The organism is Achromobacter insuavis (genome assembly GCF_902859645.1).
In the GTDB taxonomy this organism is placed as follows: Bacteria; Pseudomonadota; Gammaproteobacteria; order Burkholderiales; family Burkholderiaceae_B; genus Achromobacter; species Achromobacter insuavis.
Window position 1 is genome coordinate 69,240 of sequence record NZ_CADIJR010000003.1, and the last position, 15,980, is coordinate 85,219.

17 protein-coding genes are annotated in these 15,980 nt (G+C 59.1%); 9 read left to right on the forward strand and 8 right to left on the reverse strand.

The window, feature by feature from the left end:
• Window positions 1-547 precede the first annotated feature (547 nt).
• Entirely contained in the window at window positions 548-898 is a 351-nt protein-coding gene (locus H0523_RS32440) for a helix-turn-helix domain-containing protein (RefSeq protein WP_353851931.1), read from the forward strand.
• Between the two features lie 309 nt (window positions 899-1,207).
• Here H0523_RS32440 and H0523_RS03265 read toward each other — a convergent pair whose 3' ends face one another.
• From H0523_RS03265 to H0523_RS03285, 5 genes are all read right to left on the reverse strand, one after another.
• Window positions 1,208-2,467: a putative Na+/H+ antiporter gene (locus H0523_RS03265; protein WP_054428397.1), complete on the reverse strand. Its 1,260-nt coding sequence runs from the start codon at window positions 2,465-2,467 to the stop codon at window positions 1,208-1,210.
• Between the two features lie 38 nt (window positions 2,468-2,505).
• A complete protein-coding gene (locus tag H0523_RS03270) occupies window positions 2,506-2,943 on the reverse strand; it encodes a hypothetical protein (protein ID WP_234353517.1) in 438 nt (145 codons plus the stop codon).
• Between the two features lie 127 nt (window positions 2,944-3,070).
• Entirely contained in the window at window positions 3,071-4,591 is a 1,521-nt protein-coding gene (locus tag H0523_RS03275) for a tripartite tricarboxylate transporter permease (RefSeq protein WP_054428395.1), read from the reverse strand.
• Window positions 4,592-4,594: 3 nt separating this feature from the next.
• Window positions 4,595-5,080, reverse strand: coding sequence for a tripartite tricarboxylate transporter TctB family protein (locus tag H0523_RS03280; protein WP_231689858.1), 486 nt, complete (start codon window positions 5,078-5,080; stop codon window positions 4,595-4,597).
• Between the two features lie 22 nt (window positions 5,081-5,102).
• The gene (locus tag H0523_RS03285) at window positions 5,103-5,324 is read right to left on the reverse strand and encodes a hypothetical protein (protein ID WP_054428394.1); all 222 of its coding nucleotides are present in this window, start codon (window positions 5,322-5,324) and stop codon (window positions 5,103-5,105) included.
• Between the two features lie 99 nt (window positions 5,325-5,423).
• Here H0523_RS03285 and H0523_RS03290 point away from each other — a divergent pair, with 99 nt between their 5' ends.
• Window positions 5,424-6,809, forward strand: a complete 1,386-nt coding sequence (locus H0523_RS03290; protein WP_054428393.1) for a sensor histidine kinase — start codon at window positions 5,424-5,426, stop codon at window positions 6,807-6,809.
• Window positions 6,806-8,116: a sigma-54-dependent transcriptional regulator gene (locus H0523_RS03295; protein WP_054448033.1), complete on the forward strand. Its 1,311-nt coding sequence runs from the start codon at window positions 6,806-6,808 to the stop codon at window positions 8,114-8,116. The genes H0523_RS03290 and H0523_RS03295 overlap by 4 nt, the downstream gene beginning before the upstream one ends.
• A gap of 688 nt (window positions 8,117-8,804) precedes the next feature.
• Here the strand turns inward: H0523_RS03295 and H0523_RS03300 are convergent.
• Window positions 8,805-9,119, reverse strand: coding sequence for an ArsR/SmtB family transcription factor (locus H0523_RS03300; RefSeq protein WP_054428392.1), 315 nt, complete (start codon window positions 9,117-9,119; stop codon window positions 8,805-8,807).
• A 48-nt stretch (window positions 9,120-9,167) separates the two neighbouring features.
• Here H0523_RS03300 and H0523_RS03305 point away from each other — a divergent pair, with 48 nt between their 5' ends.
• The gene (locus H0523_RS03305; protein ID WP_054428391.1) at window positions 9,168-9,986 is read left to right on the forward strand and encodes an alpha/beta fold hydrolase; all 819 of its coding nucleotides are present in this window, start codon (window positions 9,168-9,170) and stop codon (window positions 9,984-9,986) included.
• 257 nt (window positions 9,987-10,243) lie between these two features.
• Here H0523_RS03305 and H0523_RS03310 read toward each other — a convergent pair whose 3' ends face one another.
• Together H0523_RS03310 and pcaQ are read right to left on the reverse strand one after the other, a co-directional pair.
• On the reverse strand, window positions 10,244-10,510 hold the full coding sequence (locus H0523_RS03310) for an SOS response-associated peptidase family protein (RefSeq protein ID WP_231689859.1): 267 nt from the start codon (window positions 10,508-10,510) through the stop codon (window positions 10,244-10,246).
• A gap of 84 nt (window positions 10,511-10,594) precedes the next feature.
• The gene (gene pcaQ / locus H0523_RS03315; protein ID WP_054435562.1) at window positions 10,595-11,536 is read right to left on the reverse strand and encodes a pca operon transcription factor PcaQ; all 942 of its coding nucleotides are present in this window, start codon (window positions 11,534-11,536) and stop codon (window positions 10,595-10,597) included.
• Between the two features lie 95 nt (window positions 11,537-11,631).
• On the opposite strand from pcaQ, the gene pcaH reads away from it, so the two are divergent.
• The 5 genes from pcaH to H0523_RS03340 all read left to right on the forward strand — a co-directional run bounded on the left by pcaH (window position 11,632) and on the right by H0523_RS03340 (window position 15,973).
• Window positions 11,632-12,342 carry a protocatechuate 3,4-dioxygenase subunit beta gene (gene pcaH / locus H0523_RS03320; RefSeq protein ID WP_054435563.1) on the forward strand — a complete coding sequence of 237 codons (711 nt, stop codon included), beginning with the start codon at window positions 11,632-11,634 and terminating at the stop codon, window positions 12,340-12,342.
• A 2-nt stretch (window positions 12,343-12,344) separates the two neighbouring features.
• The gene (gene pcaG, locus H0523_RS03325; protein WP_054435566.1) at window positions 12,345-12,935 is read left to right on the forward strand and encodes a protocatechuate 3,4-dioxygenase subunit alpha; all 591 of its coding nucleotides are present in this window, start codon (window positions 12,345-12,347) and stop codon (window positions 12,933-12,935) included.
• A 10-nt stretch (window positions 12,936-12,945) separates the two neighbouring features.
• Complete coding sequence (locus H0523_RS03330; RefSeq protein WP_054435569.1) at window positions 12,946-14,352, forward strand: 3-carboxy-cis,cis-muconate cycloisomerase; 1,407 nt, start codon at window positions 12,946-12,948, stop codon at window positions 14,350-14,352.
• Entirely contained in the window at window positions 14,339-14,713 is a 375-nt protein-coding gene (gene pcaC, locus H0523_RS03335) for a 4-carboxymuconolactone decarboxylase (RefSeq protein WP_054435571.1), read from the forward strand. The genes H0523_RS03330 and pcaC overlap by 14 nt, the downstream gene beginning before the upstream one ends.
• A gap of 243 nt (window positions 14,714-14,956) precedes the next feature.
• The gene (locus H0523_RS03340; RefSeq protein WP_081397568.1) at window positions 14,957-15,973 is read left to right on the forward strand and encodes a Bug family tripartite tricarboxylate transporter substrate binding protein; all 1,017 of its coding nucleotides are present in this window, start codon (window positions 14,957-14,959) and stop codon (window positions 15,971-15,973) included.
• Window positions 15,974-15,980 lie beyond the last annotated feature (7 nt).

A 15,980-nucleotide genomic window follows, 5' to 3' on the forward strand; every position in this document is an offset into this window, starting at 1 on the left:
CGTCAAGAAATGAGTCGCGTCAGCCAAGCTGGTCGGCGCCGACCGCCTAGAATTGGTTTTGCATCTGGCTGCCTGTCGGCGGAGCACTGCAAAATCTCGGGCTTCATGACAGTCAATTTGACCCGCATAAAACTATAGAGCGCGTGCGGCGTAGTGATAAGGTGGGGAAGTTGGCATGCAGCTATGAAGTCCATTCATGAATTCAAGAGCAGATCTCTATGGTCGTCTGGCCGCCGTGGTTCTCGCATGCCGTTGTGGAGTCCCTTGATTGCCGACCGAGGTGTGGTGGCAACATGCTGAAGGATGGCGCATTGGTAGTTGTCCGCTATTCGTGATGTCTCTGGCGAGCCTGGTGAATGGATCATCTGCTTACTCTTCCAGCAGTGTTCTCAAAAAAGGTCCCTGGTTTGAGTGCGCTGATGGCGGGCGTCGAAATTTCAGACGGTCAGTGCAACACCTTATTTGATTTTTTCTGTACCACGGAGGCATCGCGCCTCGTCCCCGAACACGCCGTGCCGAATGCCTGTCCGCACAAGAGTGCGAGTCGATCTCTCGACGGCTCGCCAGTGGTGCCAGTTATCGAGCCATTGGTCGTGCGCTGGGTCGCTCAGCCTCAACGATCTCGAGAGAGGTTGGCCGCCATGGTGGCCCAGGGAAGTATCGGGCATACGATGCTGAAAAGCAGTTCCTGAAACGCGCTCGGCGACCGAAGCCGTACTTGCTCACTCGGGAGCCGGAGCTGCGCAATGTCGTGATACGCTTGTTGGAGGCGGACTGGTCCCCCGAACAGATATCGGGATGGCTGAAACCTCGATCCCCTGGCGGAAAGACCGTGTTTGTTTCGCACGAGACGATCTATCGATCACTGTTGGTTCAGACCCGCGGGGTACTGCGATAGGAGCAAAAAAAGCACCTGCCCACGCAGCGGATGTTCTGCCATGCCAGGCTTCTGAAAAAAGCCATGCGGGGCAGTCTGCGCATCACACCCTCTGCAAGCGGCACGCGACGGGCCGATTCCGGCCCATTGCGGTCGTTCGGTTGATTGGGTTCGGGAACTCGATATCTTGTAAGCGGGTTCTAGGCGGCGGCCTTTCGCACACCTCAGATCGTGATGAGGTCCTTTGAAGCGAACATCGAAGGACAGCGCCCACGCGTGGCGCAAAGCCTACCGCAGCGCTTGCTGTGCCGGTGGCGCCGCGGGACCGCTTCAGAAGAAGAACAAAAACGCCGCTGCGATCACTGTGGGTATCAGCGCGCCTGACAAAAGACCAAGCATGCTCACTGCGCCGTTCGCGAAACTCCCACGAAGCAAAGCGACGCCCGCAGGGTTGGGCGCATTGGCAATAACGGTCAGGCCGCCGCCAGCCACGGCGCCAGCCACCAGCATGTACTGTGCCTGAGTCGAAATCCCGTCGATGAGCGATCCCAGGTACGTCAGCGCGGCATTGTCGGTGATAGCGGTGAGCGCCAGAGCGCCGACGAACAGCACGTTAGGCTCGAGGCTGCCGACGATAGGCTGTAACCACCATTGCTGCATGCCACCCAGGACAACCAAGCCAGCGAGGAAGAAGCCGACCAACAAGGCTTCTTTGATGATGAGCGGGCTTTGATGTACTTTGTACGCTTGCGTATAGCCAATGAAAAAGAGGAACAGCCCCAGAAAAATTATGGGGTGATGTGCGCTGAGAACCACCGCCGCCAAAAAAAATAGATGCACCGCAATGACGAGGGGAGACATCGGCACAGCGGACTTCTTCAGAGAAAGTACATCTCCCGAACGCAGGTGGGGCCGAAGGAACAATGTCACCAGCGTGGCGTTGACCAGCACGGCTAGCGCGGCTTTCCAGCCGAATGTCTTAAACATGAAAGCGCTGTCCCAGCCCCACGTTGACGCGACCATCAAAACTGGCGGTGCGGCATACGATGTCAGCGTGCCCCCAATGGATATGTTGACAAACAAGACACCCAGCGCCAAATACTTCAAGCGTTCCGGCATTTCGCGGTGGAAAACTTGCGGCGCCAGCATCATTGCGGCAATCGTCATTGCGGCCGGCTCCGTAACAAGGGAGCCGGCGAGTGGAACCATAGCTAGGCAAAGCCAGGCCTTGGCTGTCTGGTCATTTACGGGGAGCTCTCGCGCCACGCGTTCGACTAGGCGCATGACGAAAGTTAGCACCGGCAATGATGCTGCGATGACCATTACGACGAACACAAATGCCGGCTCGGTGTAGTTCCGGGATTCGGCATATGCGAGGGCCGTGCCGCCTGACGCCGCCAACGCCATCAAGACAAGCAATATCGCGGCCCAGAATCCAAAAACGACTTCGACTTCTCCCAACAAATGAAGTAAACCGCCATGACGTTTGCTTCGATGCGCCAGACGCAAAAACAGCGGCGCCGAAAAAGTATGTATAAGGGCAATTGCAAAAACTACGGCGGCGAGGATTTCGAGACTGGACTCTGGCACTTGTCGGTTCCTGTAGTTAGAGGGCAGTACGGCCCAAGTTAGATTCGCGGGGATGAGACGCGCGCGACCTCCACCCACACGCGCGTCATGACGACGTGCTTAACCAGATCGAAAAGGTGTTCGGGAGCGCTGGCAGGCACAAGCACGCGTCGAATCAGTGCTTGCAAGTCTACACGCACGCATGGACGCGATGCGAGCGGCCCGCGACGCTGGGACAGTGCCCGCAGCCGCACGCGGCTATCCGACGGCATGTCGATTTTCAGCTGGGCGTTCTCGGGCGCCAGCACCGCCTGACGCAGCGCATCGACCGTGGTGCAGACATAAACAGATCCCGGCTGGGCCACATCATCCTCAATTTGACGGAGCCATTCCTGCGAGCCGACCAATGTTGATGTGGACCCCTTCTTCGGCATCTCAAAGCGTAGATGACTGAATTCAAGCAATTCGATGAATTCCACAAAGGGAAGCTGGCGCACTACCGATACCGTCCCGCGTGGCCGATTCCCTCCGTTGTGTCGCGCCAATATACTCATGACACTCTCCATTGATCTAAAAGGGGACCGACGGCTGCCGGCCCCCTTTCAGCGCTACATAGCTACGGGATCACCCCCCGGCTTGGATACGCTCCAACTCGCGAACCTTCTTTCTGTTACGCACGGTGGAAAAAACCAGCCAGATCGCAAGAGCGAGAATGGCGTAGATAAAGCCAGCGCTGATCGGGCGTTCAATGAACACGCTCATGCTGCCGCGCGACAGTAGCAGTGCGCGGCGGAAGTTTTCTTCGACCATGGGGCCCAAGACAAAGCCCAGCAACAGCGGAGCGGGCGAGAAGCGCAGCTTCAGGAACAGATAGCCCACCAGACCAAGCACCAGGACCATGCCTACGTCGAACAGATTGTTGTTCGTGCTGTAGACGCCGACACATACAAAAAACAGCGCGGATGGGAAGAGATACTTGTAAGGCACCTTAAGCAGTCTTGCCCACATGCCGATCAATGGCAGGTTCATGACGACCAGCATGATGTTGCCGATCCAGAAGCTTGCGATAAGTCCCCAGAAAAGATCCGCGTGTTCAGTGACCATCTGGGGACCTGGCTGGATCCCGTGGATGATCAACGCGCCCAGCATCAAGGCCATAACGGAATCGCCAGGTATGCCCAGGCTCATGGTGGGAATGAAACTTGTCTGTGCCGCGGAGTTGTTCGCTGCTTCAGGACCCGCCACCCCTTCAATCGCGCCGTTGCCAAAGCGGTTGGGCGTTTTGGAAACGCGTTTTTCAACCGCGTAAGACATGAATGACGCGATGGTCGCTCCAGTGCCGGGCAAGATGCCAAGCACCGAACCGATAGCGCTGCCGCGAGCGATAGGCATGACCGACTTCTTGATATCCCCTGGCTCGGGCCGTACGGACATTTTTGGGCCTGCCCCAACGGTAGTGGCCTTACCGATGCGGTTCACGTTGGCAAAGAAGTCCGCTAGTCCAAACAGGCCCATCGCCAAGGCAACGAGCTGCACACCATCGCTCAGCTCGATGACGCCGAACGCGTAGCGGATGGTGCCGGTATTGACGTCCGTACCAACCACGCCCAGAAGCAAGCCGAGGAATACCATCGCAATGCCTTTGATGGCAGAGCCTTTGGCCAACGTCGCGCCGGCGAACAGACCCAGCATCATCATTGCGAAATACTCGGCTGGGCCGAACTGAAATGCGACTTCGACCAGCAGTGGCGAGAACAGGATCATGATGATGATGCCCACGCTGGCGCCTACAAAAGACGACATGACCAGCATGAACAGCGCAGACCCGGATCTGCCTTGCCGCGCCAGCGGATTGCCATCGAGGCACGTCACAGCATGCGACGGTGTCCCTGGCAGGTTGAGCAAGATGCACGTGATGCCGCCACCATACTGCGCGCCGTAGTAAATGCCTGCCAGCATCATCAACGCGGCGACCGGCGTCATCGCATAGGTCAAAGGCAGGAGGATCGAAATCGCCGCCAGCACGCCCATTCCGGGCAAGACGCCGATCATGTTGCCCATGAAGACGCCAAATAGCGACCAAAGGAGGTTCTCCCACTGCAACGCGACGGAGAAGCCATGCAATACGTTGTCGAAGAGATCCATTTCTTACCCCCAGCGCAGCATGGGGAACTGCAATTGCAGCGCCCACGAAAAAACCACCGCGCCAAAAGCGGTCATTGCAAGCGCGAGAATGGTGGCGGACTTGACGGAGTTCGATGTGTCTCCTAGCGCCGAGACAAAGACGAGCGCGAAGGTGGCAGGCAGAAATCCTACGGAGCTGCCCAGAATGATGAAGAGTGCAATCCCTCCGGCGATGCAAGCCATGCCGCGAACGCGATCGCGCTGCGCGGGCTGGGGCAGTTTCTCCTCAATGAGCTCGTCCTGCACTTCGTCAGGATCTGGACTGAGCGGAATCAAAATACCCAGCGCGACGAGAAAGCAGCCCACCATCAACGGGAAATAGCCGGGCCCCATCCGGGCAAGCTCTCCGATGTCATACGACGTTGCTTCAAGAATGGTCAGCGCACCGCACAGGGCGATGAATGCACCGCCCCACAGATCGCGCTTCCTGGAAAATATGGTGCTGCCCACGGCTTGCTCCCCTATTTGTTGTCTAAATGATCCGGCCCGCGTTCGATTGCATGCCGGAGGAGCGGGACTTTAAGGACACCGCCTTGCACTCTGCTTTCATGCGCCGAGGGGCATCCTCAGGGAAAACCAGAGGGTCGATCGGGATCGGTTCGTCCAGTTGAACAATAATGAACACAAGGTCCAGCTGTGTGTTTACAAAACTGAACGTCATGGTCTTGATGATGGCCTGAAAGGCGGCGGGCACGATTTTTGCCAGAGTGCGTTCTGCTTTCCATTGTTTGCAAATACGCGGGCCAATACGTCCGAGGCATAATCGCCATTCTGTGGTTCAAAATGCGCTGCCATGTTTCGCTTTTCCCTCATCGCCCGGATTCCACTCGCGGTCTCCTTCCTATTCCTCGTAATTTCCACCGCGCTGATTTCTTTGGCGCTTCACGGCGTGTCCCGACAATTCGACAGGCAGGTCGCGAATCTGGGGCAGGTGTATTTGGACGGCCTTTCAGCAGCTATCCTGCCAGCAGTCCGAGGCGGAGACGCGGAGCAGATGGTCGAAGTGCTTAACCGAGCGCTGGATACGCACCTTGGTGTGGTGGATCGAACGCTCGCCGTCGTCACGGATGGTCATCGTCTGCTGGCGCATGTGGCGCGCTATCCCGAGGTTGAACCTATCCCGCTGGCGTCTTTCGAAGGTTTGTCGGGGACGCTCATCACCCGAGCCGCGGACGGTGTCTGGACGTGGCGCATGTTGGACGACGAGCGGCCTGCTCTGGGAATGTTGGTGGCCAATCTTGATGTCGGTGATTTCCTTCGCCAACGTGAAGAGCTAGCGTGGGAACTGGGCATGGTGGGATTGGCAATCGGCCTGCTAGGCGCGGCGGTCTGTTTTGGCATGGCCAGGCGGCTTCAGCGTCCGATCATTCAACTAACCGAAGCGCTGCGCGCCAGGCCCGAAGATCGCTTGCGCAGCTTGCAGGTTGATACCACCGACCCCGAGATCACCGAGTTGTTATCGGCATACAACTGGATGGTCGAGAATGTTCAGCAACGCGAGGCGCTTGCAGAACGCAACGCGCGGATCGAGCGTGAAGCGGTGTTGGGACGAATGTCTGCGGCGCTTGCTCATGAAGTCCGCAACCCGCTCGGAGGGCTGCGTACCGCCGTCCAGACGCTCAGGCAGTTCGGCGAACGTCGCGACGTTCGCGCCGAGTCGCTGGCCTTCATCGAACGCGGTGTTGAGGCGCTTCAGGCCGTTGTCGACGCTAGTCTGCGCACTTTCCGCCCGGGCACCGCGTCTCTCGGGGAAGAAGATATTGCTGATATCCGTCTGATGGTGGGGGCGCAAGCTGACAGGGCTGGGGTCCGAGTCGAAATGTTTTGCGACGGCATGCAGAACCAGCAACTGCTGTTACCCGCCGGGGCCGTCAGGCAAGTGTTGCTCAACCTAGTGCTAAATGCTGTCCAGGCGTCCCCCCCCGGCGGACTTGTCGCCGTTTTTTCCCGTGCGCGGAATGATGCTCTGGCGTTGCACGTGGTCGACGCTGGACAGGGTTTGCCACCAGCAGCGGTACACACGTTGGCAGGGGGGCATCCCGACGGAGACGGAATGGGATTGAGTATAGTGGCCGATCTTATTAAAGCGATGCAAGGCCGCCTGCGCGTCACGCGCATGTCAGACGGCACATGCATCTCTGTGCGTTTGCCCTGTGGTCGAAAGGAGGGAAAGCTATGAGCGACACGCAGGTTTTGCTAATTGAAGACGACGAGCTTCAAGGCGGTGCATTATTGCAACGATTGCGGCTCGAAGGTATTTCCGCTCAGTGGGTGCAAAGCTGCTCGCAGGCGGTGGAACTGTTTCGCAGGACGCGTATGCGGCCTGCGTTCGTGCTGGCCGACATTCGACTCCCGGACGGGTCCGGAGAAGATCTGTATCGGCGGCTGATTCCACATTTGGCGAGCACCACAGTGGTGTTTGCCACGGCATTTGGCGACATCGCTCAGGCCGTGCGGCTGGTATCAGCGGGCGCGAACGATTACCTTACCAAGCCCTACGACACCGACGCACTGGTGCGGCGAATTCGATCGGTCATCGCCACTCAGCCGGCAGGCCAATTCGACGAAGTTTCGCAGAATCCCTTCGCACTAAGCGACGAAACCTATCCGTTGGCGCAGGAGCTTGAGCGGCTTGCGGCCAGTTCGTTGCCCGTGTTGCTTGAAGGTGAAACCGGCTCAGGTAAAGATCGCGCGGCTCGCTACATTCACGCACGCTCGTCGTACTCCAATGGTCCGTTCATTGCCGTCAACTGCGCATCGCTGATGGCTGATCTTGTCGAGAGTTTATTGTTCGGTCATGTCAAAGGCGCATTCAGCGGCGCTGGATCGTCGCACGAGGGCCTTTTTTCACAGGCAGCCGGTGGCACGCTTTACCTTGATGAGGTGGCGGAACTGCCTTCACGTGCGCAGGCCTCATTATTGGGGGTATTGGAGGACGCCCAGTATCGTCCCCTGGGCGACAGTTCCGTCCGCCAGATGCGCTGCCGAATTCTGAGCAGCACTTGCGCTGACCTGAAGGCTGCGGTGGTGCAAGGCAAGGTTCGAGCGGATCTGTATTTTCGACTAGCGGTCGCGGTAATTGCCGTACCACCCCTGCGGCATAGACCTGGCGCGTTGCCTAGTCTGGCAAGTGCCATGTTGAATAAGCATTTGCCCGAGTGCGAATCGCTATCTCCCGACGCCCTTCAAGCTTTGCTCCACCACGCTTGGCCGGGTAACGTGCGTGAACTGAAAAATCGCATTGCTCGCGCAGTCGTGATGACGGACAGTGGCCCAATTCATGCTAACGACCTCTTTCCCGAACGCAAGCTGGCCGACAAGCCGGACTTGGCCTCCAGCCGCCTAAACGCCGAACACCGCGTCATTCAGCGGGCCATCTCTGAATCGGGTGGTCACATGGGAAATGCCGCCAGACTGCTCGGGATTTCGCGAACAACGTTATGGAAGAAACTGCGCGAAGGGCGGCGTGAGGCAGGTGAGGACTGAGCCACGTCGACTGCGCAGGCTAACCATGGGCTCACGAAACCGGGGTTCGACCGCATCGGATGTCAGGAGCGGCCGTCTACCGATGACCGCTCCTGGCCGAATTTTGCCAGCAGGGCGCTCGACTGGCTTTAGCCGATAGCTGTCTTGCAACGGCGGTGTGGGGCGCCCCGCCCGCTTCTCGTGTCACCCCGCTCCAAGAGTGCACGGCTGTTTCGCTTGGCACTAAGGCTGTGTGAGCCACGAGGAAGGCAGCCCTTTTCGTAGCTTAGCGACCTTATTTATCGAACCCGAACCTCCTGCGACCGACTTTGATCCAAGTTTTCCAATTTTCGAGGTCTTTCAAAATCAAGGGGTTGCAAGGCGCGTCTGCGACCGACTTTATTTCCCTCTTTCACGAGCGGCCTTTTCTTTGCATGATCCTTGCAGGTCGGAAGCGAGCTTTCGACCCAGCGTCGACCGTCGCCTTGCGCGACAGCAGTCTTTCAAGACGCGCGATGGCACGGTTCCTCAGGCGTCAAACGACGTGATTGCCGCATCGGTAACGAGGCGCACTACGAACTCTTCGCATTCGAGTTCGTCCGGAGGCGCCCAAAGCTTGCTTGTCGGCGGGATTAGGGCACGACATTGAAAGCGCGCAACGCGCCACAGAGAGGCTCTTGCAGTTGCCTGTCTCCGGCGCGAAGTGGACCTATGTTGGAGTCGACAATTCTTGTTGCAACCATGCCAGGTAGTCTTGGATCACTGCTTCATTCCTTTTGCAGTATGACCATTTCTGATGCTTGCGAACGATGATGAATCCCGCCTGCTTCAGGATATCTAGATGCCTGCTTACAGTCGGCTGCGATATGCCCATCGCTTCGGCGATCAATGTCATGCAGACCCCGAATTCCTCGGGGTCTGCTGACCACTGATGTCCGAAGTGTTTCTTCGCGTCGGCTAAATGGCGCAACACCGACATACGGACTTCGCTGGCCATTGCCTTAACTTGCATTGAGCGGTTCATCTCTCTAGTATATCGTCAATTAGCTAACTGACTATATGAGAGGTGCCTATGCTGGATCTATCCAATACGTCGATGATCGAAGGCAGCGCTGTCAGATGGGGGAAATGTGGCAAGGGGCCACCTCTTGTCGCCATCCATGGAACGCCATTTTCGTCACAGGTATGGCGCAGGATCGTGCCGCAGCTTGTCGATCGCCGAACCGTCTACTTCTTCGACCTGGTGGGCTATGGGCAATCCGAAATGCGAGTAGACCAGGATGTCTCACTCGGCGTGCAGAACAAGGTGCTTTCAGCATTGTTCAATGAATGGGGCCTTGAGCGTCCTGATGTGTTGGCGCACGATTTTGGCGGTGCTACCGCGTTGCGTGCGTATTACCTGGACGGGCTGCGCTACGCCTCGCTGACGATATTTGACGCCGTTGCACTGGCTCCTTGGGGATCGCCCTTGATCCAACACGTCCGCAGGCATGAGAACGCTTTTTCGGGGATGCCCGACTACATGCATCGCGCGATCCTGAACGCCTATTTGCAGACGGCAGCGCATAACCCTCTCTCTGATGAAGCGCTTGATGTCTATAGCAGGCCCTGGTTGGGCCCGATCGGCCAGCCCGCCTTTTATCGGCAAATTGCGCAGATGGATCAGAAGTACACGGATGTGCTTCAAGATAAATATCGCGCTATGGACTGCCCGGTGAAGGTCTTGTGGGGGGAGAACGACAACTGGATTCCGTACGAGACCGGTGAAACTTTGGCTTCTCTGATTTCGGACAGACCCTGTGTTCCAATCAGAAATGCGGGCCATCTCGTGCAGGAAGATAGACCGGAAGCCATTGTGGCGGCCGTCCTGAAACAGCTCGCCGACGCCTGATGGCAGCGATTGGCCGAGAACGGACCCCATCGCCGGCGGCTTCCGACCCTGGCTTACAGCCGGATATGACGTCCGGAAGACCGATTTCGAGTGTCAAGTTCTGGATGACGCGCCGCTCAGCCTCGCATGCAGCCGGTGGCTGCTGCTATTGATACGATGCGGCCGACTTAGAGCACGGGTGTAGCCACCAGCTTGTCGCTTGGAATGGGCGCCAGGAAATCCCCGCTTTCGTCGACAGGCGCGGTCAACCATTCGCGTTAAGCGCCCTCAGGCAGGGTGACAACCATGCGCTTTTCCTTGCCGGGCTGGTGGTATTCACGGAAAAGCGGGTCCTTGTCCGCTTTGATGGTCAGCATGGTGTAGCTTTCCTGCCATTGCCCGGCGGGATCGCGGTACCGGTCCCACAAACCTGCAATGCCGATGGGTGTGCCGTCCGGGTGTGTGAAGCGGGTCCGTAGGATGCCGAAGGACACCTCGCCCAGTAGACGGGATACGCCTGGCGGCCGGGTTTTTCCGGCCAGCAAGGCCGCATTATTCGACTCCAAACGCGACTGACGCTCGCGGCTAGCGTACTCCGCAAACTTTGAAATCGTCTTGGCGGGCCGCGTTCAGGCACTGCGCTGGCGGTTTTGGTTCAGGCCCGCGGCCTTGAACGCCTCGAATAGAGCCGCTCCATGGGGGGGGAGCGCCACGTCGGTGCGCCGCAACAGGCCTATCGGCTCATCGGTTCCGCCAACCGGCATGGGAACCCGCATCAGTTCACCGCTGGCGACATAGCTGTCGACCAGGCTGGCCGGAACGAACCAGATTGCTTCATTCTGCAGCGTGAGTTGAAGATTCAGCGAGACCGACAGGCTGCAGATCATTGCCGCGCGTTCGGGCACGCCGAATGCGGCCAAGACGCTATCCGCCGACTGGCGGATGAGTGTGCCCGCAGACGGCAAAAGGAGGTCATAGGAAGCAAGCGTGCTCGCTGTGATGGGGCCCCGGAGGATGGGATGTCCCGCGCGGACGACGATCGTGAGCGGCTCGCGAAAGAGGTGCTCGAAGCTCATTCCCGTCATGGATGATGGCTCGCCCAGTCGGCCAACGACGAAATCGACCTCGGCCGCCTTGAGGCTGCGCAGCAGTTCCAGGTTGGGGCCCGTGTGGACGTCGACGCTTACGGTCGCGAATGCCCGCCGGAATTCCGCCAATGCCGGTGGGAACAACACCTGGGCGAGGGTGGGAAGGATTCCGACCCGCACAATGGACGGGGGCGCTTGATTTCCGCCCCGGAGTTTTTGCACGCCTTCCTGTAGCGCCGACAGGGCTGCGTTTGCGTAGGGCGCGAACATCCGGCCGTGGTCGGTGAGTTCCGCCCCTTTTCGTCCGCGCTCGAACAGGCGAGCGCCAGTCGCTGACTCCAACTCCGCCAGGGTCTTGGAAACCGCCGGCTGAGTGATGGCAAGCGCTTCACTCGCTTTTTGCAGACTGCGAAGTTGGGCGACCGCGATGAAGCATTGAAGATGCCGTAGTTTGATGCGATTCCCGTGTATGTTGAAATCCATAACTTTTTTTGGATATTGTAGGTAGAAAAGATCACTATATATAACTTTCGGTCGTGGTTAAAGTTGTGCTATTCCACCTACGATCGGGGTCTACCTTGAGCCACGAAGACGCTATCCTTCTTACGCCTCGCGATTGGCAGGCGAATCCGCCCTACAGGCATCCGCCGTACAAGTCCTCTGTGTTGCGCAGTCCGTCGCTGCCCTTGGTGCCTCTGAAGGGCGCGCTGGGCAATCGGTTGGCGCCCGTGTATGGCAGTGAGCAACTGGGAAATTTGGATCACGACCTGACCCTAAACGCGATCAAGAACGGAGCCCCCCTCGGCGAGCGCATCATCGTGACGGGCCGGGTGTTGGATGAGTCAGGTAGACCTGTGCGTCACACGCTGGTGGAAATCTGGCAGGCCAATGCGGCGGGCCGGTATGTTCACAAGGGTGATCAGCATGACGCGCCGCTCGACCCCAATTTTCTTGGGGCGGGGCGCTGTATTACGGATGATCAGGGGCGCTATCGCTTCGTCACGATCAAGCCGGGCGCATACCCGTGGGGCAACCATAGCAATGCGTGGCGTCCGAATCACATTCATTTTTCGCTCTTTGGCCAGTACTTCGGGTCGCGGTTGGTGACCCAGATGTACTTTCCGGGCGACCCGTTGCTCGCGTTGGATCCCATCTTCCAGGGCGTGCCCGAATATGCCCGCGACCGCCTCGTGGCGCAGTTCTCTCTTGCCGCAACCCAGGAAGGGGTGGCTCTCGGCTACGAATTCGACATCGTGCTGCGCGGCGCGCGCCAGACCCCCACGGAGTAATCATGAGCCAACTGAAGCAGACTCCCTCCCAAACGGTAGGCCCGTTCTTCGCATATGGCCTCTGTCCGGAGCAATACAACTTTGATTTGAAAAGCCTGTTCACCGCCAATGCGGCGGAACCCGGCGTGGCGGGCGAGCACATCATCATCACGGGCACGGTCTACGACGGCAGCGGAGCCGCCGTGGACGACGCCATCGTCGAGTCCCTGCAGGCCGACGCCTCGGGGCAATACGTTGCCAGCCACGATGACGCGATAGCTCGCGGATTCAAAGGCTTCTGCCGTGTCGGAACAGGCACCGAGGAGAGCAACAGGTTCGTGATTCGTACGATCAAGCCAGGACCGGTTGCCACCGGTTCGGCTCCCTACATTGATGTGATCCTTCACATGCGCGGCATGTTGATGCACGCCTTCACCCGGCTCTACTTCGAGGATGAGCCGGCGGCCAATGAGAGCGACCCTGTTCTGAACAGTGTTCCCGCAGCCCGCCGCCGAACGCTCATCGCCAAGCAGGTTGCCGGCTCGGGGGTGAAGCAGTATCGCTTCGACATCCACCTCCAAGGTCCGGACGAAACGGTATTCTTTGACTGCTGAGGGCGCGGCGATGGGCACGCTGACAGATCTGCTGCGCGGTCATCCCGCCATGAACCATGTCTGGTCTGAAACCGGGACCCTTCAGGCCATGCTCGATGTCGAAGCGGCGCTGGCCCGTAGCTGCGCAGAGCATGGCGTCATTCCTCAAGACGCGGTGGCGCCCATCGTTGCCGCATGCCGTGCCGATCTGTTCGATATCGATGCCCTCAAGAACGAGGCGTCGGCCGGCGGAAACCTGGCCATTCCACTTGTTCGGCAGCTCACGGCAAAAGTGAAGCGCGCGGACATCCGGGCGGCGGGATTTGTGCACTGGGGCGCGACGAGCCAGGACATCATCGACACCGGCCTGGTGCTGCAACTGCGTTCCTCTTTGGTGATTCTTGAGCGGCAGATCAACCCCCTTGCGTCCAGCCTGGCCGCGCGGGCCAGCGAGCACCGTACCACGCCGACGGTCGGCAGGACTTGGTTGCAGCAGGCCCTGCCGATGACGTTCGGACTGAAACTCGCGCAGTATCTCGATGCCGTGGGCCGTCTGCAGGATGACCTCGCGCGGCATCAAGAGAACGTGGCGGTGCTGCAGTTCGGGGGAGCCGCTGGCACTTTGGCCAGCCTGGGTGATCAGGCATCGGCTGTCTCCCGGTCCCTCGCGCGTCATCTTGGACTGAACCTGCCCGACATCCCTTGGCATACGCAACGGGACAGACTCGTATCCGTGGCGGCATGGATGGGCATGTTGACGGGAGCATGCGCGAAGATGGCGCGCGACATGAGCTTGCTGGCCCAGACCGAAATCGGTGAAGTCGCGGAAGCGAGTGCAAAGGGCAAGGGAGGCTCCTCGACCATGCCGCACAAACGCAATCCGGTCGGTTGCGCCGCTGTGCTCAGCGCAGGGGTGAAGGCGCCTCACTTGGTGGCGGCTCTCTTCAGCGGCATGGTCCAGGAGCATGAAAGGGCGCTTGGCGGTTGGCAAGCAGAGTGGGACGTCTTGCCGGAGCTTGCGGTGATCACGGGCGGCGCCGTGGCAACGACTGCCGACATTATGTCGGGGTTGGAGGTGCACGCAGACCGGATGCTGCAAAACCTGAACGTTACGCGGGGTCTGATCCAGGCGGAAGCCGTCATGCTGGCGCTGGGCACGCACATTGGACGCCTTCCTGCGCACGAGTTGGTCGAGAGGGCGTCGCGCCTGGCGGTCTCGTCAAATCGTCCCTTGCTGGAGGTTCTCTCGCGAGACGCCGCGGTAACGGACTATCTGTCCCCTGCGAAGCTCGCCGAGCTGTTGAGCCCGCTCAACTACTGCGGCCAGTCGACAGGCTATGTGGATGCCGTCCTCGCCAAATACCACGGGCGGTCGAGCGGTCTGGGGGCGTGCGGAGAAGTACTAAATGAGAGGGAGGAAGATCATGGACGAGCATGACCGCTATGAGGCGGGGTTGGAAGTCCGGCGTGAGGTGCTCGGCGACGCGCACGTGCAGCGCTCCTTGAGCAACCGCACCGCGCTGAATACGGACTTCCAGGATCTCATCACGCGCTATGCGTGGGGAGAGATCTGGACGCGCGATGGCCTGCCCAGGCATACACGCAGTCTCATCACCATAGGCCTGATGGTTGCCCTGAACCGCCAGGAGGAACTGGCGCTGCACCTCAATGCAGCAAAGAACAATGGCGTATCCCCCGAAGAGATAAAAGAAGTGCTGTTGCAGACGGCCATCTACTGCGGAGTGCCTGCGGCAAATTCGGCGTTTCATCTCTTCGACCGCCTGTTTGCCTCCGGGTAGTGCCGGCTTGCGAGGAGCGCCTCGGCATCCCTGCGACGGATCGCGGGGATGTTGGCGCTTGTCCGCCAGAAAGCGGCGCGGCAGCGTGCTTTCAGGGAATACGCGAACGGAAAAAAAGGCAGCAACTGATTGAAAAATACTTAGATCTCTAATATTATTTTGGAACGCGCCCGGTGGGTGTCAGACGGCAAGAAACGTCGACATTCGCCCTCACGAGAAGGCGCGGATCCAATGGAGACAATTATGTTCAATAGATACGCAAAGCGCATTCCGTCCTGTCATGTCGTGCGCCGAGGGTTTGCGCTCGCCGCCATGCTGTCCGCGCTGACGTTGTCGGCGAATGCCCTGGCCGAAGATGCGGCGAAGTTTCCCTCTCATCCGATCCGCTTCATCGTTCCGTACGCCGCGGGCGGACTTCCAGACACGGTTGCGCGCGTTGTCGCTCAGCGCATCAGCCAGAACCTCGGACAGTCTGTCGTGGTGGAAAACAAACCGGGCGCGAATGGCGTGATCGCCGCGCAGACGCTCACCAGCAGCCCGCGCGATGGCTATACGTATCTCGTGACCGACGGATCGATGATGTCCATCAATCCGGCGCTGTATAAAGACCTTTCCTATGACCCTAAGCGGGATTTCGTTCCTGTCTCGCTGATCGCCACTTCTCCGTTGTTTCTCGCGTCCAACAGCCAGAGCAACATCAATACGCTCCAGGAGTTCGTCGAGCGCGCGAAGCGTGATGGCGCGAAGATGAACTATGGCTCTTCCGGCGTGGGAAGCTCGCACCACCTCACGATGGAAGCGTTGAACGTCGCGCTCCACTCCAAGATCACCCATGTGCCGTTCCGCGGCTCGGGGCAGTCCGTTCCCGCAATGATCGGGGGGCAGGTCGATGTCGTGTTCGCGGCGCTGCCGTCCCTCTCCGGTTTCGCGGAAAAGGGACAGGCCAAGATCCTGGCGACCAATAGCGGCCAGCGTTCCGCGCTTGCTCCGAACATTCCCGCCATCGCTGAGATCGTTCCCGGTTTCGACTTTGCCGTCACCGTGGGCGCTTTGGGCGCGTCCGGAATTCCCCCCTATGCCGTCAAGCGCATGAGCGAGGAAATCGCGAAAGCAGTCAAGGACCCCGCCGTGGTGAAGCAATTCAGCACCCTGGGCATCGAATCCGTGGGCGGTACGCCGGAAGCGTATCGCGGCGCGATCGAGGCAGAAGGCAAGCGCTACGAAAGCGCGATCAAGGATGCCGGGATCAAGGCCAATTGAACCGTCA